This is a genomic window from Crystallibacter degradans (assembly GCF_012952295.1).
In the GTDB taxonomy this organism is placed as follows: domain Bacteria; phylum Actinomycetota; class Actinomycetes; order Actinomycetales; family Micrococcaceae; genus Crystallibacter; species Crystallibacter degradans.
Genome location: NZ_JABBCH010000023.1, coordinates 21112 through 46883, shown reverse-complemented (window position 1 = coordinate 46883; position 25772 = coordinate 21112). Strand labels below are relative to the sequence as shown.

Below are 25772 nucleotides of genomic sequence, written 5' to 3'. Positions count from 1 at the left end.
AGGCCCGGTGGACACCGGATACCTCCATGACCGCGGTTTGGGTTTTTCGATTCACGGGGATTTGTTCCTCTCGGAATTGACGTTGCTCAAGCGATGCGGAAGTTCCAGCTCAGCGTGATTGCCCGCCAGGAACATGCGGTGGCGGAAAGGGCCCGATCCGCTGGTGCCCAGCACCAACAGATGAGGTCAAAGTTGTCCTAAACGCGGCTGGTGGAAAGCTGAAGGAGGGAGACGGGGTACGCGTGCGTCTTGGATGTGTCAGCCGTAGCAGCCGGCGGACCCGCCACCATGAAGGTGGGGCTGAAATCGGGTCTATCTGACAAGGACTCCGTCAACACCGCAGGGGCTATGCCAGTAGAGCACTTGGCTTCCTGGCCGTCGCCGTGTGGGCAATGGCCAGAGGGCGCCAAGTCCCCGGGCGTAACTGATGTCATGTCGTTCGCGGCGGAGCCCACGTCTTCGGAGAGGTTGTGACCACCCTCGTCAGATTCCGAATTCATCAGGGTGAACGATGCGAGGTGATCGCTCCATCCGAAGGTCTCGGACCGTTGATGCGAGTTCATCTGCAAGCCGATTATGCCTGTGGCAATAAGGGCGAGCACGGCTAGGGCCGTGAGCCATGCAGACAAAGGGGAGCGCTTGCCGCGCCGCTCTCCAGGCACAGTCCTTACCCCCTGATCATCGATCCGAAAATCACGCCGGGCTCCAGCTCTGAGCATACATGTATGCTCCCGGGTTGCCATTAGCCTTCGGCAGCAATGCGGCCAAGGCTCGCAGCGAACAGGGGAGCCTTCGTGATTCCCTTGTCGTTCCAACGCGTAGCAGATGTCCACGTAGCCGGCGAATTGCGGGCTACGTGGACGGAGCTGCTACTTGCTTTCGGCGAGTTGGTATCCTGCTTCCGCAACAGCAGCACGCAGAGCCTCCCGGTCCGGCTTTCCGCCGCCGTAGACGGTGACGGTGGAACTGCCCCCGGGTACGAGTGCTACGGCGACGTTGCTCACGCCCTCGAGTTTGCCCAGTTCTCCCGAGACGCTCGAGGCGCAGTGGCCGCACGTCATGCCGGTGACTTGGAACTGCGCCGAAATCTTATCGCTTTCGGCCTTTGCCTCGTTTTCGGTCCCGGTGTCCCGCTCCGATGAGCAGCAGGAGCAGCGAGCCGACATCCGGGCCACGGGCAACTCACGGTTGGATGTACCACACATAATAATCTCCTCAACGGGGTTCCGAGTTCAGGTCCTGCGGGCACCTCCACCGAGCGGGAGGCTCCGCTTTAGCCTTGTGTGGACCGTCAGGGCGTAGGGGAAAGGAAAGTCCGACGCTTGTTTCCGGTACATCCCACTGTATACCCCGGTGGGGTATCAGTCAAGGTGTTGCAGGCCTACGAACGGACCTCCGTTAGTGGGCGGCCGGTTCGACTTTTGGGGTAGCCGGACTTGAGATGCATGGGTAGTGTGGGCCACACATGTTCGTCCCTACGGAAGGATCATGATCCGGCTTACGAGACGTCCTGCAGCGATGCTTCACCTGGTGGAGTCCTGGCGAAACATCCTTGCCGGTTTGGCCCTCACGCTCCTCGTTGTGAGTGTGGTGTCCGTGTGCGTCACCGGGCAGCCGGAAGCAGGTGGCCGGTTTTCTGCGGAGCCAGCAGCGGCAACCGGGCATGCCGACCACGTAAAGCCTGGAACGGCTCCGGGCAACGGACCCGCGCTGGACACGGCAGGCCCGGCACCTCATGGCGAAGGCCACCGCCACAACTGCTGTGGAGAGTACGCGACGCCGGCCACCTATGCAGCCGCCCAGCGCCCGGAAGGGCAGGCCGTTTTGGCCCTGCCTGAGCCTGCGCTGACGGATCCGCCCGCAGCAGCACCGTCACCGATAGCCATGGTTCCGGGGCCGCTTCCGCCGTCCCCATCCCTTATCGAGATGTCGATCAGCCGGACATAAACCGGGCCCCGTGCCGCTGGATGCCGTCGCTGGCGACCGTTTCGGCGTTTTCAACGGGGGCAGACAGGATCCGGCAACAAAACAGGCAAAACGCACCGTACCGAAACCGGTGGAGGCACAGCCGCCACACCGGTGACACCTAGAACGAATCGGAGAAGAACAATGACACATGTACAGACAATGCTCGACACGTACCCCAAGGACCTGGGAGACATCGACAAGGCCAAACTTGCCGACTGCATCCGGGCCTGCTTCGAATGCGCACAGACCTGCACAGCCTGCGCGGATGCGTGCCTCAGCGAAGACATGGTCGCGGAGCTGACCAAGTGCATCCGCACCAACCTCGATTGCGCCGACATCTGCGTCACCACCGGCAACACGCTCTCCCGCCATACCGGGTACGACGCCAACGTCACCCGCGCCGTCCTGGAAGCCTGCCGGACCGTCTGCAAGGCCTGCGCCGACGAATGCGAACGGCACGCCTCCATGCACGACCACTGCCGCGTCTGCGCCGAGGCCTGCCGCCGCTGTGAACAGGCCTGCGCAGAGCTGCTGGGCTCACTGGGCTAACCAGCGGCCCAAGTCCCGCCAGGGTGAGGGGAGGTCCCAGGGGGACGTCCTCTTGCCCGGTGGCGGGAACCAAAACACGAACGTGAACGAAAAACGTAAGACGATGCAAAGTAATCACGCCCGCCGCGGCTGTAGTTTCCGCCGCCATGCTGGGCAGCACCCCGGTAGCAACTGCCGCAACGGAAGTGCCGGCGACAGTGCTGACACAGGCCGGACGGCTGAATCGGGGGAGCAGCCGGAGCCGAGTTCGGCGAAACCCTGGCCAATCTGGAAGGCAAAGACCTCGAAGTAACCTTCATGACGGCGATCATTCCGCATCACCGTGCCGCCATTCAAATGGCTGAGCTCGACCTTGAGCGGGGCGAGAGCCCGGACATCCGTACCCATGCCGAGAACATCATCGCCAACCAGCAGCACCAGATCGACCAGTTCACCCGGTGGCTGGATGAATGGCACGGCCTGACCCCCGAGGAGGCGAAGGAGGAAGCTCCCCGTGAAGCCCGTCGGGAAATGGCAAAGATGGACCGTGAAACAGAACAAATGATCGAAGAACTGCGCCGGGTCGAAGAAGGCGAGGGCTTTGATAAAGCCTTCGTCGTGCGTATGATCCCTCATCACCAGGGCGGGATCATCGAGTTCCTGGAGCCGCAGTCCAGGGCGCCCCATGCCGAGCTGCGGGTGGCTGCGGCTACTGGAATCCTGAATCAGGAAGCGGAAGTTGTGGACTTCCGCACCTGGCTCTCTGCACAGGAGGGGGAGGACTGAACCGCGCCTTTAAGCTTGCTGCGTCATGCCGCCGGGCTCACGGTCCGGCGGCATGACCGTCGATCATTGTCCCCGCTGCTATGACCGAAGGGCGCCAGCGATGTTGTCGGCATTCTCATTCATCCATTGAACGAATGTTGTACCTTCGGGCAGCGTCTCGCTGAACTCGACAACCGGCAGTTTGGCTACATCGGCAGCCTCCCGGACCGACTCGGTCTGTGGACCGGAAGTCTGGTTGTTGAAGGCCAGGAAACGTACGCTGTCGGATGACATGAGGTCAACGGTTTCCTTCAAGGCCCCTGCCGGTGCATCATTGCCTTCCTCGACCGCTTCCAGAAAATCTTCGGGGGTCCGGTTCACCAACCCGGCAGCTTCAAGCATGTATGCCGGCAGCGGCTCGGTGAGGGCTACGCCTTCTCCCTCATGCGTGGACTTAACGTCCGCCAGTTTGTCGGAGATCTGCCCGATGTCGGCCTTGAAGCGTTCAGCGTTCTCGGTGAAAAGTTCGGCGTTTTCGGCATCAAGGCCACCGAGCCGCGAAGCAACCAGATCGGCAACCGCCGCAACGGATGGCATGTCATACCAGACATGCTCGTTGGAGCCGCTGCTGTGTTCGCCGGAGACCTCCACCGCATCGATAATTTTGGCCGGACCAAGACCAAGACTGTCAGTAAGGGTGTCGAGGAAGGGATCGTAACCTCCTCCGTTGCTGACAACGAGGTCGGCTTCCGAGACCGCCAGCCTATCCCGCACCGTGGGCTCATAAGAATGCGGATCCTGGCTGATTTTAGTGATGATGGGCGTTACCTCGACTTGGTCCCCGCCGATCGTCCGGACGATGTCGCTATAGACGTTTGTACTCGTCACAACGCTGATCGCCGCGGAGGTATCGGATGTCTCCGGCCCGGCAGATCCACCCGTGGGTTGGCTGCAGGCAGAAAGTAGCAGGACACCGGCAGCGGCGGAGATGCGCAAAAGGGCAGGGGTACGGCGCATTGGAAAATCCTCAAAGTCAAGGGAATGGAATCATGTTCAACCTCTACATTGTAAATGAGAATCATTCCAGGAGGAGCGGCAAGCCCTCTCGCCGTTGCCGGACAAATCCGTGAACAACGAAGCGGGCGGCGGTCTCCGGCAATCTTCAACGGGGCCGGGGCGTGGGAGGGTCGATTCTTGACTGCTGTCACTCTTTCAGCTCCCGATGGCAAGCAAGGGCTGTCAGGGCAAGCTACCTGCCGGGCTTGCCGCAGCAACTCAGTCCGTCTTCACGCCTGTCAAAGCGGTGTCCTCGGAGAACGGCCTGCCGCCTGTCCTGATCGACCGCCCATCCGCGGTGTCGACCGTTGGGATCCCGGCAGCGGGGAGCCTGGCTCCCGACGTTCGAGGACCATTGAACGATAACGGACTTTCCGAATGTGGGAAGCCATGGAGCGCATCAGTAACACAACGGCGACGACCAGAAAGAACGTGGCGAAGAAACCGAGGGCACCGGGGGTCACCTGGTCCGGTTCCAGACCAGGGCGTAAATCCGTTCCTTGGTCCGGAAACGGGTTTGTGACGGCCCAAATCAGAGCGTTCATGTTTAGTGTCCTCGTTCTCTAAACCGGCCGGAACCGAATGAAATGATGGAAACGGCTGCTTCCAGCCAGACTCATTATGCCGGTGCAGGGACGAATGCGGGCGCCACGGTGGGGCAGCGGTGGAAGGCTTGAAGGTCGCGTACCCGCCTGTGCCGGCGCAGCCTTACGGCAGCAGCGCCGCGCGCTGTTCCTGCTGTTTGCGCCACCCGTACCGGGTCCTGCCCTGGGGCTTGTAAATCGAGAGCACTACGGCCACGAGCAGAACAGCCAAGGCGGCGCCGGCGTCAGCGAGCAGCTGGACCTTCAGTCCGTCCGGGTCGGCGAAGGACAAGGACGTCCCGGCAGCCCGATCGGCCATTAGGCTGACCGGCTGCATGTGTACGACCAGGAGGAAACTGGCGACGACGGTTATCAGTAGTTTCGCAAGCACCCAGTAGTGCCGGAACAGCCCCCAAACAGTGCCCAGTGCCTGGATAACTCCGGTCAGCAACGACGCAAGGCTCAGCGGGACGATGGCGAACCAGCCGATGAGTTCCATGGAAATGTAGGCAGCGCGCACGGTCTGCAGATCCCTGCTGCCCAGGCCCGCGATGGCCAGGACCAGGAAACCGGCCACGGCACCAAGCCAGCCAACGGGCGCCGTGACGTGGGCGGTGAGGGCCAGTTTCCGAAGCCGCGGAGGCATTTTCATGACTGCTGCACGCCGTACTCCCAGCCGCTGGAGGCCGGAGCATGCCTGCCGAGGCCACCGCCGGCAAGGTGGAAGATCGCAAACGCCAGGACGAGGACGGCGGCGATGATTCCGAAGACGTATACCCAGCGCGGCGTCCGCGGAGCGGAATCGCGGCCTGAACCGGTCTGCGGGTCCTGCCGGGGATTGTTGTGCGGTTCGTCCATGAGCGGGGTTCTCCTCTTAAAGGGCTGGCATCAACGGCGGTCGACAACATTATTTTACGATACAAAGTGTCTTGATCGCTGCCGGTCTTACCGCGCACCCTAAACTAAAAGCGTGCCCAAACTGTGGAACGAGACGATAGCGGCCCACCGCGATGCCGTACGGGCTGCAACACTGGAGGCGACTGCAGACCTCGTGCACAGGCACGGGCTTGCCTCGGTGACGATGACCCAGGTCGCCGAGGCGGTCGGCATCGGAAGAGCCACGCTTTACAAATATTTCCCGGATGTGGATGCGATCATGGCTGCCTGGCACGAACGCCAAGTCACCGGCCATCTTGAACAGCTGGCCGGGATCCGGCACGGGGCCGGCAACCCTGCCGAGCGGCTCAAAGCCGTCCTGGAAGCCTACGCGCGAATCTCTTATCAGCATCACGGCACCGAACTCGCTGCCTTGTTGCACCATGGCGGGCATGTTTCCCGAGCCCAACAGCATCTCCAGGATTTCATCCGGGATCTTATCGGCGAGACGGCGGCCGCCGGTGACCTGCGGAATGATGTTGCGCCGGAGGAGCTTGCGGTCTACTGCCTGCACGCCCTCGCAGCGGCAAACACCCTGTCATCCCAGGAAGCCGTCCACCGGCTCGTCGCCGTCATCATGTCCGGCCTGAAGTTCCCTGACAGCGCAACAGGAAACGCATAAGTCGGACGAAGCCCGGCACCAAGCCGGGTAGAAGAAGAAACCGGGCCTTCGCCTTCCGCCCTTGTACACTCCAACCCGTGGAAAGCGCACGGCCTCCCTGGTCCGCGGGCTGCCGGAGTGCCTGGTCGTAGACTAAGTACGCAGACAGCAAGCCGGACGGCCAGCGGCTCTCCTCGCTGAACACCGGTATCTTGTATAAGACACAAAAGGCAGGACTCCAATGACTGGGCCAGAGGCTTCGGAACGCGTTCCGGTTTTTCGCCGCCTGGTGCAGGTTTATGCCACGGCAGCTCTTCTGGCGGTCGTGGATCTGAGCCTAAAATCCTGGACAATGGCCCGCATGCCTGCTGCCCAAGTTTTCGATTTCGGAATCCTGCAGCTGCGACCGACCTACGATACGCAATCCGACTCTGACGCTGTTGAATTCCCTGACCGGATACTCCTCATAGGAATGGGTTTGGCTGTCATCATCCTGGGTGCTTTCACACTGCATGCTGCAATGGCAGGGCATACCCCGGATCTGCTAGCCAGCGCGTTGATTCTCGGCGGGGCGACGGCAGAGCTGGTGGGCCGGGTGGAGGGACGCGGTCACATCGAATACTTCTATACAGGATGGCTTCCCGACTTCAACCTCGCTGAAGTGTGGCTGATTGCCGGGGTATGCCTGCTCGGCTTGGCTGCCCTCAGCAGACGGCAGGCCCGCCGCTAGCTGGAAACCGCGCCCTTGGTCAGCACGCTGACTACGACGGAACATGTCCACGCCGATCCCCCAGACAGGCCGGCGTCATGGATTCCCGGTTAGGTTGCCGATGCGCGGGTAGGGCTCTGGGAACCCGGTCTTCGCGCTATAAGCGCCGGTTGCGCCTTCGGCCGGGCCTACCTGATCGACTCGATTCTCTTCAGCAGTGCCGGCGGCAAGCCTTTACCCGCGGCCTCGATGTTGCTGACAAGATGGTAGGGGTTGACGGTTCCAGTGATGGCGCTGGTGACATGAGGGTTGGCGAGCACAAAGTTGAGGGCCGCTTCGCTGCCGGTCATGCCGTCAATATGGTTGAGGAACCGGTAGCTACGGCCGCGCGTGAACTTGCTTCTGTGATTCTTCATTGCCCTGAGCAGATACCAGATGTCGCTTCGGCGCCTGATTTTGAAAATATCGTTCGAAAACAGGGTTTGCGCCAGCGGGGATTTCACCAGAACCCCCATACCCCGGCTGCCGGCGGTGTCGATGATTTTTGCCGGGCCGGCCCTGTTGATGACGTTATATTCGATCATCAGCGAATCGAAGACGTCCATCTCTACAGTTTTCCGGCCCCCGGAGCCGTTTGCGGAGACGCCAATATGGCCGATCAGGTCCCGGTCCTTGAGCTCCAGGAGTTTGTCGATAGCCGGTCCTGCCGGTCGGGGGAATCCGTGGAAATGAACAAGCGGTAGTTGCTCCAGCTGAAGGTTTCTCAGGCTGGAGACAATGCTTGCTTCGATGCCGTCCGGGGTGAAATCCTTGATATGCCTGCCGTTGACGAATCTGGTGCCCACCTTGGTAGCCACGAAGGGTTCTGCGGACCTTTCCTTAAGGATTCTGCCCAACCTGGTTTCGGCGTTCCCGGCGCTGTAGTTGGGGCCAGTATCGAAAAGGTTGATTCCGTGCTCCAGGGCTACGTCGATCAGCGTGGCCGCCTTCTTTTCGGAAAAGGAGTCGAAACCCCAATACCCGCCCGCACCAAACCCAAGTTCAGAAACGAACAGGCCGGTTTGTCCCAACAACTTCTTCTGCATCGTAAGTTCCTCTTGTCCTCGGTACTGCTAGATTACTGAGACTTGTGATCTTCGTCGTGGAGCTGGTGCTGTTTCTCTTAACGGAGGCCGCCGGGCGAGGGTGCAGAAGCGGCGGCAACACGAGGATCCCGTTACCAACACCTACATATGAAGGCTTCCCCTGCAGGATCGTGAATTGTTATGGGGCTGGAGTGGCAGACGGCCCGCCTCTTACAAGTCACATGACCGGATTACCGGGCGTCAGGGAAAAACAACACCAAAGACGGAGGCCGACGTGGATGTACTTCTGACAGTTGCAGGAATTTTACTCGCCGTACTGGGATTGGGCGACATGTTTCACAGCTTGTTGCACCCAAGCGGCAAAGGGTACCTGAGCCATCTGGTGCTCTCGGGTGTCTGGAAGGCGTCTAAGGCGACCGGTCACCGGTGGGGTTCTGCCGTGGGACCTGCGGCGATGGTCGCCGTGATCCTGCTGTGGGTGGCCCTGCAGGCAATCGGCTGGGCGTTGATTTACTACCCGCATGTCCCGGGCGGTTTCATGTACTCCCCGGGCGTGAATCCGGCAGACTATCCTGACATCGCGGAGGCACTCTATGTTTCCCTCGTGACCCTGGCGACATTGGGCTTTGGGGATGTTGTCGCCACCGACCCTTGGGTTCGCCTAGCCTCCCCGCTGCAGGGGCTGGCCGGTTTCGCCCTGCTGACCGCGGCACTGACCTGGTTCACCCAGGTCTATCCTCCGCTGTCCCGGCGCCGGGCACTGGCCCTGGAGCTCAAAGGCCTGGCCGACGTCAATTACGCCGAGACACTCGACGAAGTTGATCATGCTGTAGCCACCCGTATCCTGGACACCCTTACGGCCCAGCTTGAGAAGGTCCGCATCGACTTCACCCAGTACACGGAGAGCTACTACTTTCAAGAGGAGGACCCGGACCTTTCCCTGGCCCGGCAGTTGCCGTACGCATTTGCGTTGCGGGATGCGGCGGCGGCTTCCCCAAGCAAGGACCTACAGCTAAGCGGCCGGCGGATCTCCGTCGCATTGGAGCAGTTGGCGAAAAAACTCGCAGAGGATTTCGTACCCAAGGACGAGAACCCCGAAGACGTTTTCGCGGCCTACGCGAACGACCACGGCCAAGGTGCCCAAGGCTGACCCGGACCCGATACTGCACCCAGTCCGCAGAAGGTTTTTGGCCGTATCTGATACTGCAGGAGCCCCTGGAAGATCAGCCTGAAAGCTGAATCGGGACTTTCTTGCGGCTACGAAAAACGTTCTCCGTGAGCCACCGCTCGGCCAGCAACTTTCGGTGCAGCAGATTTACCAGGCGTAAGCAGTGTACGGGCGAACGATAAGTGACAACGACTGAAAATATCCCCGAAGCCTTGGCGTGTCCGGAAGTGTCTACTCCGCGGCGGCCGGATCCAGGGTTTCCCGGTGCCGATGTCTGATCCGGTTGCGGACCTTTTCGGACAACGCACTCAGCGGTCTTTCCAGTGGCCCTTTCCCCTTCGTGCTGTGCCAGACCACGGCGAAGATGACCGCTGCGCCGGCCTGGACAGCCAGCGAGACAAAGGGCCTGTCGCCGAGGAACCCGGTGGAGACGAAGAGCAGATGGGCGGAATACAGGGTCAGGGTCATGCTCCCCGCCGGGGCCAGGACGCCGATAATTGGATCGAACGCTTTGCCCAGCAGCAATACGAGCCCAAGTACTGCCGCAGACGTACCGATCGTATGCAACAATTCCAAAGGCATCGCCGAGTACGGCGCCATTACCGCCAGCCACCACCAGGACCCGCTGGGCAAGCCCGAGTCCGGGCCATAGACAAAGACTTCGCTCACGTCATTCGCAGCAAGGCCCGGCGACGAAGCAACGAGCTGGCCAAAGCCGCCGGCGGGCCCGAGCAGGAACGCCGAGACACCCCATGCCAAGAGTGCGAGCAGGACACCGCCTACCAGAAGCCGGGCCGCGGATCGGCGCGAAGAGAGATTGAGCCGCCCGATCACCATGCCGGCACAGATATAAGCCATCCACGGTACTGCCGGGTAGTAGCCTGTGAAGGTCAGGAGGCCGGCCGATCCGATCGGTTCTTCAACAACGTCAGTGAACGTGGGGTTGTCCGTTTGCACTGTAGGGAGATCCCCTTGCAGGCCCAGCAGGAGAGCGGGTGCCAGTGTGGCGGAGCCGACCGCAAGGAGGACCAATGCCCACGGTGGCAGGCCCAGCAGCGGCACCGCCAGCAGGAACATCACACCGTAATAGGCCAGAATGATTGCCGGACCCGGTTCAGCGTAACTGATCAACAGGCCAAGCCCCAGAATGAGTACGCCCCTCACCGCAAGCCCGGCCTTTGCCGCCAACAGCGGGCGGCCGAGGAACCGGCGGCGCCCGCCGGAAATGAATGCCAGTGAAACGCCGGCGAGGACCGCGAACAGAGCCGAGGCGTGCCCGGCCAATATTAGCGTCGTCGTTGTCGGCTGGTGACCGGCTGTTTCGGCTGGCAGCACGTTGACGGCGAGCATCCCCAGCAACGCGACGCCGCGGGCTGCGTCAACACCCCTCACCCGGGGCGTGCGGATTCCTGCCGCCTGCTCAGAGGAATGCGGCAGCTGGACCCCTTCATGGGTGTCATCTGCCTTGGGCACAGGCGCTCCTCAGGGACAGCAGTGCCGGAACAGAGGCATCCGGCCCGGCAATGTCGGTATCCGACCTTCCGGATCAACCTAAAGTCCAAAACTTGGAAAATCCTGAGTGCCTGCCTCTTGGCCTCGAACACAATAATGCTGGAGATGGTGCGCCTAAGGTCCTCTAACTTCACATAGTTGCATACCGGAATCTCACGTTTTTGTCCCTCAGTAACGGCACCGTGACGACCGGATAACAGGCTGTGCGCTCCACTAGGCCCTATCTGTGGGTTCTCATGCGATGGGGAGAAGCAATATGGGAAAAAAGGCGAGAACTGACGTGGTCGCAGACCGCCCGGTGGAGCTTCAGGGCCGGATCTCTGTGAGGGAGGGGGTGGGGGAGGGCGCCGTTTTGACCTCAGCTTCCCCTGACCAGTCCATCCGCTGGCGTCCAGGTGAACGGTTGGAGCGGCTTTTTGAAGACCGTTGCGACCAGTTCCTGATACATGGACAGGGCGCCCACCCGGCAGTGGACGCCGGGGATGTCCTTTTGACATACAGGCACCTGGACGGGTGCGCCAACCAGCTCGCGCGGCACTTGCTGGTGTTGGGAGCACGTCCCGGAGACCGCATCGCTCTGCTGTTCGACCAGCCGTGGCGTGCCTATGTGGCCATGCTGGCGGTACTGAAGATCGGTGCCGCGTATGTGCCGATGGATCGGGCGTTTCCCTCCGACCGGTTGAAATACATCGTTGAGGACGCGGACGCCGCGATGGTGCTCTCGCTCAGCCATTTGAAGGACCTGCTTCCTGAGGTCGCAGCTCCCGTGGTGTGCCTCGACCACGAGCATCTGCACATATCCGGGTGCGAATCCTCGCGCCTGACCGACTTGTCGGACTGGGGCACACCCACCGATCTGGCGTACATCATCTACACCTCCGGCTCGACCGGCCGGCCCAAGGGCGTGGCCGTTGACCATGCCAGCATCTGCAACTTTGTCCGTGTGGCCTCGGACGTCTACGGATACCGGCCCTCGGACCGTGTCTATCAGGGCATGACACTGGCCTTCGACTTCTCCGTGGAGGAAATCTGGGTTCCCTGGCTGGCCGGGGCAACCCTGGTGCCCAAACCCGGCGGGACGAGCCTGCTCGGGACCGAACTTTCAGCGTTCTTGACGGAGAAACAGGTCACCGCGCTGTGCTGCGTGCCGACCCTGCTCGCTACCATCGAGGAGGAGCTGCCGGATCTGCGGTTCCTGCTGGTCTCCGGGGAAGCCTGTCCCCGCGACTTGATCGTGCGCTGGCACCGGCCAGGACTGCGCTTCCTCAACGTCTACGGCCCGACCGAAGCGACCGTCACCGCGACGTGGAACGTGGTGGATCCGGATCGTCCGGTCACGCTGGGCGTGCCGCTGCCGACCTATTCGGCCGTCATCCTCGACCCGGAGGAGAACCGGGCGCTTGGCCCGGGCGAAACAGGTGAAATCGGGCTGGCAGGCGTAGGGCTGGCAAGAGGCTACGTGAACCGGGATGACCTGACCGCAAAGGCGTTCATTCCGGATTTCCTGGGGATCGGGAACAACCCGTCGGCACGTATCTACCGCACCGGCGACCTGGGCCGGATCAACGCGGAGGGCGAGATCGAGTACTTCGGCCGTATCGATACCCAGGTCAAGATCCGCGGCTACCGGATCGAGCTGACAGAGATCGAGTCCGTACTGCTGAAGGCCCCCGGCGTGGCCCAGGCGGTCGTGGGCACCTATGAGCCGGCGCCGGGATTCGTGGAGCTTGTCGCGTATTACACCGTCCGCAACGACAGGGACGCCGATGAGCAGAAGATCCACGAGATGCTGAGGAAGCTCCTGCCCGGCTACATGGTGCCGGCGTATTTCGAACGTCTCGATGCCATCCCTATGATGGCCAGTGATAAGGCGGACCGTAAGAAGCTGCCCGCCCCGACGAACAGGCGCAGCCTCACCGGTCCCGAAAGCTACACTGCCCCGGCGACCGAAACAGAGGAAGCCCTGGCAACGCAGCTCGGCGCAGTCCTGGGCCTGGAGCGGGTGTCCGCCGAGGCGAACTTCTTCGAGGACCTCGGTGCCAATTCGCTGCTGCTCGCGCATTTCAGCGCCAGGGTCAGGAAACACACCGGGCTGCCGCCGATAGCCATGCAGGACGTTTACCAGTCCCCGACGGTCCGGCAACTGGCCGTGGTCCTGGCTGCGGCACAGTCCGCAGCGGACCTTGAACCGGAATCCTCAGGACTGCCTGAAGCCGTGCCTGCCGGCCCGCTGCCCGGCACCGGCAGCTTCGTTCTGTGCGGCGCCATCCAGCTGCTGATTTTCCTTGGTTACACGACGTACGCAGCGTTCCTGCTGATCTTCGGATTCACGTGGGTTTCCGAAGGCACCAGTCTGATCGACATGTGGGTTCGTTCCGTCGGGTTCGGGGCTGTGATGTTCGTGGCGCTCTCCATCGCCCCCATCATCATGAAATGGATACTGGTCGGGCGATGGAAGCCGGCCGAGATCCCGCTCTGGAGCATGGCCTACATCCGGTTCTGGGCCGTCAAAACACTGACCCGGGCCAACCCCCTCGTGATGTTCGTCGGCTCACCCCTCTACATCCTCTACCTGCGCGCGCTGGGGGCGAAGATCGGGAAGAACGTGGTGATCTTCTCCCGCACCGTACCGGTCTGTACCGATCTGATCACCATCGGGGCAGACACCGTTATCCACAAGAACTCGTTTTTCCTCGGCTATCGGGCCCGCTCCGGCGCCATCGAGACCGGTCCGGTGACCTTGGGACGAAACGTCCTCATTTCCGAGAAGACCACTCTGGACATCGGATCCTCAATGGGCGACAACACCCAGCTCGGGCACGCGTCTTCACTGCAGAGTTCACAATCAGTGCCGGACGGACAGACCTGGCACGGATCCCCGGCCGTCCCCACGAACGCCAACTACCGAACGATCGAACCGGCGAGCTGTACCACCCGCCGGAGGGTCATCTACAGCCTGCTGCAACTGTTCAACCGCTTCGTCCTGGTCCTCCCCGTCGGCCTCATCGGCCTGGCCGCGCTGCTCCCGGACTACCTGGAGACCGAACACCTGCAGCTGAACAATCCGCGCTTCTACCTCGACGTGCTGGCCACGACCGTGGTGCTGTTCGCCACCGGCCTCGTCACGGGCCTCGTCTTCGTCCTCACCGTCCCCAGGATCCTGAACCGGGCGCTGAAACCCGACACTGTCTACCCGCTCTACGGCGTGCACTTCACTATCCAGCGGATGATCGCCCGCATGACGAACGCCAAGCTGTATAAAGACCTCTTCGGCGACAGCTCATACATCGTGTATTTCCTGCAGGCACTGGGATACGACCTGGGCAAAGTCGAGCAAACCGGGTCGAACTTCGGCCCCGAAGTCGCACATGAAACGCCCTACCTGAGCTCCGTCGGTTCCGGCACGATGGTCTCGGACGGCCTGAACATCATGAACGCCGACTTTTCCAGCTCGTCCTTCCGCGTCTCACGCGTCACCCTCGGCGAACGGAACTTTCTCGGCAACGACATCACCTTCCCACTCGCGGCGCGCACCGGAGATAACTGCCTGCTCGCGACCAAGGTCATGGTCCCGATCGACGGGCCCATCAGGGAAGGCGTGGGCCTGCTCGGATCCCCACCGTTTGAAATTCCCAGAATCGTCGACCGGGACAGACAATTCGATGAACTCAAGAACGAAGAAATCAGAAAGCCGCTCATTCAGGCCAAGAACAAGCACAACATCGTGACCATGGGGCTGTTCCTGTTCGTGCGGTGGTTCCTGTTCTTCGAGGCGACACTGCTCGCGGCCATCGCCGTAACCTTCTACGACGACTTCGGTGCGCTGGCCGTGGGACTTGCGACCATCGCGTTCCTGATCGTCGGCATCCTGATCAGCATCGTGGCCGAGCGCTCCGTGCTGGGCTTCGGCCGGCTGAAGCCGCAATACTGTTCCATCTACGACCCCTACTTCTGGCACCACGAACGCCTGTGGAAACTCCTGGCCGTGGCACCTTTCAGCGGCACGCCCTTCAAACCCATGATCTGGCGACTGCTCGGCGTGAGAGTCGGAAAGCGGCTCTACGATGCCGGCTGCGACATTCCGGAAAAGACTCTGGTCTCGATCGGCGACGACTGCGCGCTCAATGAAGGCACTGCCATCCAAAGCCACTCAATGGAAGACGGCACCTTCAAATCCGACTACATCACCCTCCGTGACCGCTGCTCACTGGGCGTCGCGTCCTTCGTCAACTACGCAGTCACCATGCGGAACGGGTCGACGTTGCTGGCCGATTCCTTCCTGATGAAGGGCGGAGAAGTCCCGGAAAACGCCGTGTACGGCGCCAATCCGGCACGCGAGATAAGGGACAGCAGCGTGTACCTGCCGTCCCAGGTCACACTTCCGCGCATCCCCCGTCACCGCGCCATCCGCCGGATGGGACTGGGGAGGCCGACGCGAGACCACAGAACAAACCCGGGCAAGCACGAGGGCATTCCCGCCTAATCGTGCAGGAGACTTCAGAAGCCCAGCCGCACGCCACCCCAGTAGGATGCCAGGTACTCCTGGAAGTACAAGACCCCTATTTGCTGTTATCGGCGTTTGCGTCACACGCAGGATGACAGTGCTTCGCGATGATCATGTCCTTCGGACCGTCCTCGCAGCGATGACTGAAGGCTGCGACGGGGCGCTATCAGCTGAGGCTCCTGAAGCCTCGACATGCGAGGCTGCTTAAACGCACCAGCACTGTGCAGCGGGGTGGTGCGACAAGAGTGACTTTAGGATTTAGCCACGTTTATTAGGATCAGATAAAGCTGCCTAAAGTGAGTAAACTGGCTTTCATTGCCGTGGTGCTTAATCACTCCGAATGCCGGAGCCACCCCTGAGCCGGTCGTCGGATGTGATGAGCTCCTCAAGGAGTTCGAGACGCCGAGATGCCGGGGCTGTTGCTAAAAATCCACCAAGGTGCCGTTCCTACGGAATTGCTACTAAAGTGAGGCACCTTGTGGTCGTCCTTCTCACTTTAGTTGGCAAAACCCGCGTCGACGTTGCCACAAGACTCCGTGGCCACCTACGGGCAGTTTTTCATGGCCGCTTAGATCCCGGTCTTCCTTGAGAGAATTGTGAGAATCACGCAACGCCAGCGCATAGGCGCTTTGCCATTCTGATGATGCGGGTCCTGTTCAGGACCTGCCGGCCTCCTCTAACGGACAGGTGGCGGTCGCACCTACAAGGAGGATGTGTGAAAGTGATCAAGGTGAACGGGAAATCCCAGCCTGGGGCGCAGGTCCAGCTCCGCAACACGTCGATCGGGGGATTCCTGCGCCGGGACATGGACGACTTCACCGCCCTGTCTGCGGCCCCGGACGCCGCCCATCGTGACGGGAGGGCCGCCTGATGGCCAAGTTCAGTATCGCCTCCCTGCTGCGGTGGCGGCGCATCCAGAAGGATCACGCCGCCGCCGATCCGGCCGGCCCGGTCGCCTACGGCACCGTCGTCTCCTCCCAGGGGCTGTACGCCACCATCGGTGGGCTCGACGTCGCCGTCGGGGACGTGGTGGCTATCTCCGGCTGGGAGGCCATCAAGGGCCCCCGACGGCCTGGCTGCTATGAAGCGGGAGTCGAGGCGGAGGTGGTGGCGGTGAACGGCGCCGAGGCCGCCGTCGTACCGCTGGTCGGGGGCTGGACCCCATTGGTCGGGACCAGAGTGGTGCTCTCGCGCCACGGTGGACTGGAACCGTAGGAGACGGGTGATTGGCCGCATGGTCCACGTCCTCGGTCATCCGATCGACGGGACGGGCCGATCACGGGCACCGATATGCGGGCCGTAGACACCTTCACCGGTTTGGGCAGGGGGCCAACAGATCGGCCTGATCGGCGGATGGGCAAGTCTTAGTTGTTGTCGATGATGGCATGCGGCACGCCGGGGTCTCGGTCATCGCCCTGGTGGGAGAGTGTGGCCGCCACGTACGCAACCTCCTGGAGAACAACCCCGGCCCAGCCGGGCTAGCCCGCTCCGGGTGGTCCGTGCCACCCGCGAAGAGCCGGCCATGATGCGCCTCCAAGCGGCGCTTACGGCCACCCGGATGGCTGAACACTTCCGGGACGAGGCCGCCACATGCTGATGATGGACTCGCTCACGCGCGTGGCGATGGCCGAGCACTACCCGTCCATCGATGTGCTGGCCGTTGTCTCCGGTCGAGGAGCCCAGTGACCTCGGCCTGGGCGGCGGCACCGGACCGTGGCGGAGCTCGCGCGGACTCAGGAACGCACGGAGCGGGGCAAGAGCAGCTCGAAGCTCGCTCCACGGTCCACACCCGCGCTGCTGGCCTGGAGTCTCCCACCATGGGCCTCGACCAGTGCCCTGCTGATCGACAATCCCAGGCCCGATCCGGGGCCGGCTTCCCTCCCGGCACGGGCACGGTAGAACCGGTCGAAGATATGGGACAGGTGCTCCGCTGCGATCCCGTCTCCGGTGTCGGTCACGGCGATCGTCACCGCGTCCGGGGCGTGGTCGGTGTGCACCGTGATACTCCCTGTGGCAGGGGTATGGCGCAGCGCATTGACCAGCAGGTTGCCCAGCACCTGGCCGATCCGTTCCCGGTCCAAAAGCACTGGCCCTGTGTCCAGTCCGGACATGGTGGTGATGAGCGTGATGTCCTTGGACGCGGCTTCCTGCTGCACCGAGGCTACCGCCTCGGCGACCACCTCCGCCGGGTACTGCGCAACCAATTGGAGATGGACGAGACCTTCTTCGGCCTGGGCCAGCAGCCGGATGTCCCCGGCCAATCGTTCGAGCCGGCCAGTTTGGGAGTACAGGATGCGGGTAATCTCCTCATCCATCTCCAGCACCCCGTCTTCGATCGCCTCCACATGGGCGTTGATACTGGCCAGCGGGGTGCGCATCTCATGAGCCAGATCGGCCAGCATCTGGCGCCGCGTGGTGTCCACCGCCGAAAGCCGGGCGGCCATGTCACTGAACGAGGACGCCAGGGTGTCGAACTCCGGACCCAACCCCGGCGACGTGAGCTGGACCTGGTAGTCGCCCGATGCCACCTGCTCGGCGGCGGAGCTGAACGCCGTCAGTGATCGGCCTATCGTCCGGTACAGGTAGAAGCTGAGCAATACAGCGATAACAAGGGCAGGTAGCCCCCCGACAATCACGGCACTGAAGCTGACCGTGCGGAAGGCACCCTGCAGGATTTCCTCACCCACATGCGCCGCCTCCTCGGCATGGCCGGACACCGCCAGCTCGTGGACGAACATCGACGGGCCGAACCACATCACCGTCACGAGCGTGAGGACCAACCCCACCAGCAGCACCAAGGCCTGCGCCAACATCAACCTCAGCGTCAACGGTTGCCAGGACGTCACAGAAGGCGTGGAGGTGCTCGTCATCGTCCATCTCCCATCCGGTATCCGACCCCGCGGGCTGTATGAATGAACCGGGGCGCGGCGGCAGGATCGCTGAGCTTTTTGCGGATCCGCCCGATGTGGACGTCCACGAGGTGCTCGTCCCCGTTCCAGTGGGCGTTCCAGATCATGTCTACCAGCTGCCGGCGGCTGAGCACCTGCAGGGGATGCTCCGCCAGGGCGGTTAGCAGGTCGAACTCGATCCGAGTGAACGGCACCGGTTCTCCGTCCACGTGGACCTGGCGTGCGGCACGGTCCACCACAAGATCCCCGATTGTCACGGTCCGATCGCCCGACGTCGGCTCAACTCGGGGTGCCGAGTCGAGTTGGTGGATCCGGCGCAACCTCGCCTGCACCCGCGCCAGCAGTTCACGTTGGCTGAACGGTTTTGTCATATAGTCATCGGCCCCCACCGACAGTCCCACGACCTTATCCACCTCATCGTCGCGGGCCGTGAGCATCAATACGTGGCAGTCCGAGAACGTGCGCACCCGCCGACAGACCTCGATACCGTCCATCCCCGGCAGGCCCAAATCCAGTACCAGCACATCCGGTGTGAAAGCCCTCACCGCCTCCACCGCGTTCGCCCCGTCGTGGCACACCGACACCTCCAGCCCGAACTTGCGCAGGTACTTTTCCACCACGCGGGCCAAAGTGACCTCATCTTCGACCACCAGCACACGGCCTGCTCGAACTACAGACATAAGAACTCCTTTACATGCAGGAGGCCCCGTAGCTGCCTCAGGCGAGAGAACGCATCGTTGCCACTCCGCGTAGACAACCATTCTGCTGGATGGCACGCTCGGTCTCTACCTCGTTCCGGACCTAACGTTCGACCGATATGGGGAATTAATGAACACCCTAGGAACGAGGCGGGCCAGCTGCAGCTGCAGCTGCAGCTGGACGCGGACACAAAGGAGCAAGATTTTCCCAAGGTGTATCCTCCAGGATGAGGTCGCCAAAGAAAATGACAGCCAGCCTAGAAGAGGACGCTGGTCCTACAGCCGATAGAAAAAGGGGGGCGGTCATGCGGGATCAGCATGTACGTCTGCTCCGCAGCGGCTGTAGTCTCTGTCGTCATCTTATCGCTCTCAGCGGCGGCACATGTCATTGGCGGCGGCACGCTGCCGCCAGCCGGGATTGTCCACGGGCTCTCAGCGATGAGCATGTCGGCTGTCACGGCCACTGCCGGCCCTGCCGTGAAGTTTCCCGTCCTGGCCGCGGTTATCGGGGGCTGCCAGCTCATGCTCCATCATGCGTTCGCACAGCTGCGCACATGGCTCACACCAACACCAGCCCCTATGCAGTTGCGATGTCCAGAGCTGACCGGCACCATCCACGACTGCCCCCTGCCAACAGGGTCAGACAAACGCCGTCCGTGGCGCCACCGCGTTGCCGTCAGCGGCAAATACTGCGCTAGTGGGTAGCCCCGCCATGGAGGAGAAGCTCATTTGGTTAATTTCACCCAGCTGCCTTGCCCGGTTCCGCATCAGACGGTTAAACACTTCGATCTGGCCGGATGCACCGGCGACTACGACCATTGAGCCAGGGACTCACTCGAGGACTGGTCGAAGGATCAGCTCCACCCTGCAAAGGGTACCGGCGTTGGATCTGTGCCGAACGATAGGGCGTGGACCTGTCGTTCGGCACGGACCTGGGGCGGCCCGGCGCTGAAGACGGCGCGGCCCGTGGCAACCCAGGCGGGCTGGTCACAGGTTCTGCACAGCAATGGCATAGGTAGGACTTAGGCAACGGTGCTCGCTGGTAATCGAACAAGCACACGACAAGCCAGACCCGAGGAGCCTCCCATGACGAACGAGGACAAGGATCCGCGATGAGTGCAGATGAGGTCTCGCAGAAGTCCACCGTGGATCCACCCGCGACACTATCGGTCCGGGCCGGTAAGCGGCTGATCGGCATCGACGCGGCCCGCGGCCTGGCGCTGATCGGGCTGATGGCCATCCACCTTTTTCCGTCCGAGGACGAGGTAACGCACGAGCCGACCCTAGCGTGGAACCTGTTCTCTGGAGACTCGGCTGCGCTGTTCGCTCTCCTGGCCGGGGTGGGGCTGGCCCTGTCATCCGGCGGCTCCGCCCCACACCGGGGCAAGCGGATGGCTGCGGACAGGATCGGCCTGGCGGCGCGGGCCGTGGTGATCGGGTCCATAGGGCTGGTAATCTCGGCGATCATGCCCGAGGACCCCGCGGCCTACGGCATCCTGCTGTACTACGCGGTGTTCTTCCTGATGGCCATTCCGTTCCTGCATTTGCGTCCTCTGATGCTCTTCCTCACTGCGGCGGCCTTCAGCATCATCGCCCCGATCTTGCGTCAACTGCTGGGTCCGGTGTTGCCGGAGTCCTCGGTCTGGAACCACACCGTGGTGAACCTGGTCACCGAGCCGCTCGGCACGGCCTCGGAACTGCTGCTCACCGGCTCCTATCCGGCCCTGGCCTATATGAGCTATCTCCTGGTCGGGCTGGGCCTGGGCCGGCTGGACTTGCGCAGTATCCGGGTCCAGGGACTCATCGCTGGGACCGGTGCGGCCTTGGCCGTCCTGGCCAACCTGGCGTCATTCCTGCTGCTCAAGGTCGCCGGCGGATACGAGGCGCTTGGCCACCCCGGGCATGACGAGCAGCGATCTTGAGTGGGCACTCATATTCGGTCCGGAAGGACACTCTGATACCTCTGCCTGGTGGCTGGCCATCGCTACCCCGCACACCAATACCCCCCTGGCTATCGCCGCCAGCTTGGGCGTGGGGCTGCTGGTGACCGGGGTCTTCCTGCTCATAGCACCCAAGGCCGGGCAGTGGCTGAAGCCCCTGGCCGTCATGGGTGCCATGACCCTCACTCTCTACTCCGCCCACCTGATCGCGCTGGCCCCGGAACTCCACTACGATGAACCCGCCCTGTGGTTCGTCTTCCAGCTGATTGCCGCCGCCGTATTCGCCTGGGTCTGGCACCGGAAGTTCGGTCAAGGGCCGTTGGAGAGAATGGTCGCCGCGGCCGCCCGGAATATCCGGCAAACCGTGCAGGGCCAAACCACCGGCACCACGCGCGGTGCATCAGCCACTGGACTTGCGGATTCGCCTAAGGTCGATCCACTCTTGGGCAGCGGCCGCGAAAAACCGGACGGATCCAACAGCGGGCGGCAGTGAGCGGTGGCCATGGAGAACCGACCGGTGATGCCCCGTTGGCGCGACGACCTGCAGGACCGCGGCAGGCGTGGCCAGCTGACAAAGTTCGTTATCCGCCGGGACCCGCGGGACATCAGCCGCATTCAGGCTGGATCCGGACGGGCGGAATTATGTCGATGGTCCTGCCGGACCTTTCCCATCCGGCCGTCAACTTGTGGGAACACCGCCAGACACTTGCGTGGCTGAGCGAGCAGGGCCGTAGGCAGGTCAACGAGCAGGCGCTGTTGGGCATGATCGACCAGATGCGAGAGATCGCCAGCATTGCGCAGCGCGATGTGCCCTACCGGGGCGCTGTTGAGATGGTCCTCAGAGTCCAACAGTCCGTCCATCGGCGCGTTCATATTTCTGCTTTCATGGCTCCACGTTTGCCACAGCCTTTGGACGCCGGGGGAGCGGACGTAGCTCGTGCGTTGAAAGTCTGGTGACCGCTCAAAAGTTTGTGGATGCTTGATGGAAATGCCAGGAGTTCAGACCCAGCTAGCTATGACTTCGGTTATCAGCTAGCCCAGGTATTCCGAGGCCAGTGGTGGGCGAGGGCGTCACCGTTGCGGAGGGAACCTTCTGTGCGGCAGGTCGCGTTGATTCCCTAGAGACTTATGTACCTGGGGAAGAACTACGGGCTATCGCTATCTGTTCGACTGTTGTTAGTAGCTCAAGGACATTATTACCCTGAATGCGGTTTTTCGTTTCATACCCTTTGTGGAATGCAGGCATCTCCGGCCCAGACATAGGGTCATCGATAGGAAGTGAGAATCTTTTACAGTTGCGGTACGCACTCCCCGGTCCCTAGTAGAGCCAGACCCGCACGGTCGCCGTCAGCGAGCTCAGTAACGCCATTTCCTTCCCCATGCATTAGCTGGCCCGGATCATCAATATGGTCCAGGCCGAGGACATGCCCGAATTCGTGCATGAGGATTGCTTTAACATGATCCGGTCCTTCCCGCTGCTCCATGAGGGGCGCCAGAGCCGGCGCATCTAGGTTTACCTGTCCCGCAACATAAACGTAAGGATGCCCCGGGGTATGGGCATAGGCACTGCTGCCCAGGCCTGCGATGTTACCGGCGAGACCGGGACTCTCCTCCGGAGTCGACCAGGCGATCAACACAGGCGCCCACCTTTTGCCGTATAGGTCAGGCTGATACTTCTCCCGCTGTTCACTGGGATCTTCCGTCGTTATTCCGTCATATATAAACTGCAGCCCGGTTGCAGCAGAAACTTCCGCTACCGCTTCCTGAACCAGCTGATCAGCACCTGCGGGCGTATTGTCTGGCCGGACGACGTAATGGACCGGGCGGCAAGGGTCGTAGGCTACGAAAGGCTGAGACGAATCCGGTGAAGGCAGCAACCGGTACTCCAGCGAAGGTGATACGGCAGGAGGTACGCCCAGCGGCGCAGCCGCAGCCTCAAACCCTCTTGGCGGGACATTGGAACCGGGCAAATAAGGCAGGACCGCTGGCATCACCCATCGCTCAAACAACGCAGGGCTGGAGTAGAGGCTTACGACCAAAGCAATGCCTAAACCAGTCCGGAGACCGCCCCGCAGATAGCGGCGAAACCTGGACGGGCTCTTTCCCGTGGTACGACGGTTTGTAGCTGCCCTGTCCCCAGTGGTAACAGGGCCATTGTTCTTCCCGGCTGATTCATAGATTGCCCACTGCGGGATACGGCCACTGGAAGACTGACGGATACGCTCTTGCTTTTCTTGCTCTGCTCCGTCCAAGCGGGCTGAGGGCCAGCCTCGCTTTCCGAAATTTAAACCAGGCATTTTTCCCACCAGCTGTTCAGCATCACCTACACCGATTAGACACCAGAATAGGGCCAGGGGAAATCTTTTCAGACTTACTCATCCTTGGAATGTACCCGTCACCCCGGGCGCTTTCTGTCCGTCACATGCGTTGAGGTGAAATTAGGCGAGCCGTCCACGCGGCTGGCGCTTCCGAGGTGAGGGTCTGGCCGGCGTCAGCTTTGTAGGCATCTGCCCGCGGCAGAGGCTCGATGACCTACGCGCGACCGGCCTTGCTTCCGTGCAGGACTAAGCTAAGGGGGACTTCGATGCGGCCAGTGGAGGCAGCATGCGCTGCCGTTGAGCCGTTGAGCGGAAGCACACACGGTGCTGATGCAATGTCAGCTGGCAGAAGGGAACAACGCGAAGGCGCCTTCCAAGGTTGCCTGTCTCTTTGCCATAGGCTCCGGCAGGTGTACGGGGTATCTCCCTCTCACATTGTTCTGGATGTTATTGGACCGCTTCTGCCGAACGGATAGGTTGCCTCCCCAGGGTTCCCGCGGCCCGCCGCCGCGACCGGATCCTGCTGGTTAGCCACTGTTCACGGACGGATGGCAAAGGGCGCTGGAGGCAGTAGACGGGCCTGCTCCCATTTCATCCAACTGACATCCACGATTGTCGAAGAGCAACCTTGCTCCCGCCAGGATCGGTTGGTGCAGCTGTTTTCCTTCTCCGGCTTCATCCGGCCGGGGATCGCCCAGCATCGGAGGCGGACCTGTCGGTCTGAACTACCCCGTGGCACGCGACTCGCTTCGGCTCCTGGAAGCACAGCCTTCGGCGCGGGAGCAGCGGTTCCATCATGATGATGCACCTTCGACGGGTGCTTTGATGATCCAGTGGGCGGTCAGGCCGCCCGGGTACATACCGCCGGCAGCGGTCTGGGAGGATTCGGAGTGGCAGTGCATGGGGTAGGCCCAGTCTTCGTTCCGGGAGAGCCAGACCTGGTCGACCGCGTCCGGCGGCCGCTTGATCGGGACGATGGAGTCTTTAGTTTCCATCCCCCTGACCTTGATGACATCTTCCCACTGCTGGATGCAGACGTAGCCGTTTTCGTCTACGAAGCCTTCGGTGCGGCCCCAGTCTTCGTTGTTGCAGCGCACGGTCCACAGGTGGTTGCCGTGGAAGTGCATCTGGTGGAACACAATTCCGCAGTTGACGATACGGACCAGCTGACCGCCGCGCAGTGAGCCGATGGCCGAGCCCTCGGCGAACTCCCGGGCGTCGAACTGCCGCGGGTACCCCGAGATGGTGGTCTCCTCATCGGAGGCACGGTTCAACGCCTCGTTGCGGGTCATGCCCATGGACTCGTAGCCGCTTCGGCCGTTGAGCGTGAAGTAGCGTGGCACGGCCTTCTGCTTGGCCGGGTCCACGGTGCCGCCCTTGGCCTCGATATTTGCCCATACCGGATCCACGGCGTGGCAGAGCCAGACCCACTGGCGTTCGAACTCGGCGCCGTCCGGTGAGATGCACCAGGCGTCCGACGGGTCCATGACCACCAGCGCACCGTACAGGCCCAGGGTGCGTTCCACCGGCTGGTTGCCCGGATCGCTGTAGATGTAGACCCCGGGTTCCGGTGCTTTCAGTTCCAGCGTGCCGACCTTGCCGGGAGCGATTTTGCCCGTGCTGACATCTGCGCCGTCGTCGCCGGCCTTGTGGATGGCCAGCTCGTGGTCCTTGGCCAGCCGGTTGTGGACCCGCAGTTTGATCTTGCTGCCGGTTTCCGCAACGATTACCCGCTCGGGCATGAAGCTGCCCCAGTGGCCCCTGCGGACGTAGTATTGGCCAGGGTTGTGGGGATCCGGCGCCAGCGGCGTCGGCGTACCGCGTGGCGGTTCCGGTGCCCCTACCGGGTAGATCCGGCTGTCCACCCAGGTGTCGTCCTTCAGGAAGACCTTGGGCTTGATGGTGAGGCTCGGATTGGCGTCGTTCTTCTCGGTGGGGCGGTCGCCGAACCCGCGGAAGTAGACCAGCGAGTCATCCACCATCTTGAGGTAGCCCTCATTGATGTAGACATCGAGCACTTCCCGGTCCGATTCCAGCAGCTCTGTGTCAGGAGCTTCCGCTTCATCGGTCGCCTCGTCAGTGGGCTCCGGGTCCTCAGCCTCATCAGTCGCCTCGTCGGTCGGCTCCAGGTCCTCAGCCTCTTCGGTCGCCACGCCGGTCGCAACACCCGTCGCTAGATCGGTGGGCTCGGGCGCCTCGGCCTCTTCGGTCGGCGTCGTGGTTCGCGCGTGGGCCGGCTGCGCACCGGCCAGCGCCAGCGCGCCGAGCCCCGCGGCCGCCCCGTATTTCACAAAGCTCCAGCGGCTCACCGGCGCGTCCTCGCCCAAGGGAGCACCGCCGTCGTCGTTTTGCTGGCCGTTGTTTTCAAGCTCATTCATGGCCGTGCTCCAACCAACCGGGCTCGCAAAGCGTTACGAGTGCTACGCCGGCCCCTACTGGTCCTCCAAATATCGTGCGCGTCAGGCCGTTTGGAACCCCGGTTCCTTCGGTC

22 protein-coding genes are annotated in these 25772 nt (G+C 62.2%); 12 read left to right on the top strand and 10 right to left on the bottom strand.

Going from position 1 to position 25772, the window contains the following annotated elements:
• Positions 1 to 869 precede the first annotated feature (869 nt).
• Complete coding sequence (locus HGO92_RS21305) at positions 870 to 1205, bottom strand: heavy-metal-associated domain-containing protein (RefSeq protein ID WP_169998453.1); 336 nt, start codon at positions 1203 to 1205, stop codon at positions 870 to 872.
• Positions 1206 to 1488: 283 nt separating this feature from the next.
• Here HGO92_RS21305 and HGO92_RS21300 point away from each other — a divergent pair, with 283 nt between their 5' ends.
• From HGO92_RS21300 to HGO92_RS21290, 3 genes are all read left to right on the top strand, one after another.
• Entirely contained in the window at positions 1489 to 1947 is a 459-nt protein-coding gene (locus HGO92_RS21300; protein WP_169998452.1) for a hypothetical protein, read from the top strand.
• 162 nt (positions 1948 to 2109) lie between these two features.
• Entirely contained in the window at positions 2110 to 2517 is a 408-nt protein-coding gene (locus HGO92_RS21295; RefSeq protein ID WP_169998450.1) for a four-helix bundle copper-binding protein, read from the top strand.
• Positions 2518 to 2814: 297 nt separating this feature from the next.
• On the top strand, positions 2815 to 3282 hold the full coding sequence (locus HGO92_RS21290) for a DUF305 domain-containing protein (protein WP_169998448.1): 468 nt from the start codon (positions 2815 to 2817) through the stop codon (positions 3280 to 3282).
• Positions 3283 to 3360: 78 nt separating this feature from the next.
• Here the strand turns inward: HGO92_RS21290 and HGO92_RS21285 are convergent, their stop codons facing one another.
• The 3 genes from HGO92_RS21285 to HGO92_RS21275 all read right to left on the bottom strand — a co-directional run bounded on the left by HGO92_RS21285 (position 3361) and on the right by HGO92_RS21275 (position 5759).
• Positions 3361 to 4149, bottom strand: a complete 789-nt coding sequence (locus tag HGO92_RS21285) for a metal ABC transporter solute-binding protein, Zn/Mn family (RefSeq protein ID WP_346769049.1) — start codon at positions 4147 to 4149, stop codon at positions 3361 to 3363.
• An 876-nt stretch (positions 4150 to 5025) separates the two neighbouring features.
• The gene (locus tag HGO92_RS21280) at positions 5026 to 5547 is read right to left on the bottom strand and encodes a hypothetical protein (protein WP_169998444.1); all 522 of its coding nucleotides are present in this window, start codon (positions 5545 to 5547) and stop codon (positions 5026 to 5028) included.
• Positions 5548 to 5549: 2 nt separating this feature from the next.
• Positions 5550 to 5759, bottom strand: coding sequence for a hypothetical protein (locus HGO92_RS21275; protein WP_169998442.1), 210 nt, complete (start codon positions 5757 to 5759; stop codon positions 5550 to 5552).
• 112 nt (positions 5760 to 5871) lie between these two features.
• Between HGO92_RS21275 and HGO92_RS21270 the strand changes: the two genes are divergently transcribed.
• A complete protein-coding gene (locus HGO92_RS21270) occupies positions 5872 to 6459 on the top strand; it encodes a TetR family transcriptional regulator (protein ID WP_169998440.1) in 588 nt (195 codons plus the stop codon).
• 220 nt (positions 6460 to 6679) lie between these two features.
• A complete protein-coding gene (locus HGO92_RS21265; RefSeq protein WP_169998438.1) occupies positions 6680 to 7168 on the top strand; it encodes a signal peptidase II in 489 nt (162 codons plus the stop codon).
• A 167-nt stretch (positions 7169 to 7335) separates the two neighbouring features.
• On the opposite strand, the gene HGO92_RS21260 is transcribed toward HGO92_RS21265, so the two are convergent.
• Complete coding sequence (locus tag HGO92_RS21260) at positions 7336 to 8232, bottom strand: aldo/keto reductase (protein ID WP_169998436.1); 897 nt, start codon at positions 8230 to 8232, stop codon at positions 7336 to 7338.
• A 343-nt stretch (positions 8233 to 8575) separates the two neighbouring features.
• Here HGO92_RS21260 and HGO92_RS21255 point away from each other — a divergent pair, with 343 nt between their 5' ends.
• Positions 8576 to 9382, top strand: a complete 807-nt coding sequence (locus HGO92_RS21255) for a potassium channel family protein (RefSeq protein ID WP_240974848.1) — start codon at positions 8576 to 8578, stop codon at positions 9380 to 9382.
• Positions 9383 to 9631: 249 nt separating this feature from the next.
• On the opposite strand, the gene HGO92_RS21250 is transcribed toward HGO92_RS21255, so the two are convergent.
• Positions 9632 to 10873 (bottom strand): heparan-alpha-glucosaminide N-acetyltransferase domain-containing protein, encoded by a 1242-nt coding sequence (locus HGO92_RS21250; RefSeq protein WP_346769048.1) that lies wholly within the window; start codon positions 10871 to 10873, stop codon positions 9632 to 9634.
• A gap of 280 nt (positions 10874 to 11153) precedes the next feature.
• Between HGO92_RS21250 and HGO92_RS21245 the strand changes: the two genes are divergently transcribed.
• From HGO92_RS21245 to HGO92_RS21235, 3 genes are all read left to right on the top strand, one after another.
• Entirely contained in the window at positions 11154 to 15395 is a 4242-nt protein-coding gene (locus HGO92_RS21245) for a Pls/PosA family non-ribosomal peptide synthetase (protein ID WP_346769047.1), read from the top strand.
• A 736-nt stretch (positions 15396 to 16131) separates the two neighbouring features.
• A complete protein-coding gene (locus HGO92_RS21240) occupies positions 16132 to 16287 on the top strand; it encodes a hypothetical protein (RefSeq protein WP_169998393.1) in 156 nt (51 codons plus the stop codon).
• Positions 16287 to 16631: a hypothetical protein gene (locus tag HGO92_RS21235; protein WP_169998430.1), complete on the top strand. Its 345-nt coding sequence runs from the start codon at positions 16287 to 16289 to the stop codon at positions 16629 to 16631. The genes HGO92_RS21240 and HGO92_RS21235 overlap by 1 nt, the downstream gene beginning before the upstream one ends.
• A gap of 518 nt (positions 16632 to 17149) precedes the next feature.
• On the opposite strand, the gene HGO92_RS21230 is transcribed toward HGO92_RS21235, so the two are convergent.
• Both HGO92_RS21230 and HGO92_RS21225 read right to left on the bottom strand, forming a co-directional pair.
• Positions 17150 to 18286 carry a sensor histidine kinase gene (locus tag HGO92_RS21230; protein ID WP_240974846.1) on the bottom strand — a complete coding sequence of 379 codons (1137 nt, stop codon included), beginning with the start codon at positions 18284 to 18286 and terminating at the stop codon, positions 17150 to 17152.
• The gene (locus HGO92_RS21225; protein ID WP_169998428.1) at positions 18283 to 19005 is read right to left on the bottom strand and encodes a response regulator; all 723 of its coding nucleotides are present in this window, start codon (positions 19003 to 19005) and stop codon (positions 18283 to 18285) included. The genes HGO92_RS21230 and HGO92_RS21225 overlap by 4 nt, the downstream gene beginning before the upstream one ends.
• Before the next feature lie 1130 nt (positions 19006 to 20135).
• On the opposite strand from HGO92_RS21225, the gene HGO92_RS23960 reads away from it, so the two are divergent.
• From HGO92_RS23960 to HGO92_RS24775, 3 genes are all read left to right on the top strand, one after another.
• The gene (locus HGO92_RS23960) at positions 20136 to 20945 is read left to right on the top strand and encodes a heparan-alpha-glucosaminide N-acetyltransferase domain-containing protein (RefSeq protein WP_240974844.1); all 810 of its coding nucleotides are present in this window, start codon (positions 20136 to 20138) and stop codon (positions 20943 to 20945) included.
• Complete coding sequence (locus tag HGO92_RS23955) at positions 20926 to 21456, top strand: DUF418 domain-containing protein (protein WP_240974843.1); 531 nt, start codon at positions 20926 to 20928, stop codon at positions 21454 to 21456. The genes HGO92_RS23960 and HGO92_RS23955 overlap by 20 nt, the downstream gene beginning before the upstream one ends.
• A gap of 149 nt (positions 21457 to 21605) precedes the next feature.
• A complete protein-coding gene (locus HGO92_RS24775) occupies positions 21606 to 21920 on the top strand; it encodes a hypothetical protein (protein ID WP_169998426.1) in 315 nt (104 codons plus the stop codon).
• A gap of 332 nt (positions 21921 to 22252) precedes the next feature.
• Here HGO92_RS24775 and HGO92_RS24370 read toward each other — a convergent pair whose 3' ends face one another.
• Complete coding sequence (locus HGO92_RS24370; protein ID WP_277351946.1) at positions 22253 to 22954, bottom strand: matrixin family metalloprotease; 702 nt, start codon at positions 22952 to 22954, stop codon at positions 22253 to 22255.
• A gap of 1121 nt (positions 22955 to 24075) precedes the next feature.
• Positions 24076 to 25659: a multicopper oxidase domain-containing protein gene (locus HGO92_RS21205; RefSeq protein ID WP_169998422.1), complete on the bottom strand. Its 1584-nt coding sequence runs from the start codon at positions 25657 to 25659 to the stop codon at positions 24076 to 24078.
• Between the last annotated feature and the right edge of the window lie 113 nt (positions 25660 to 25772).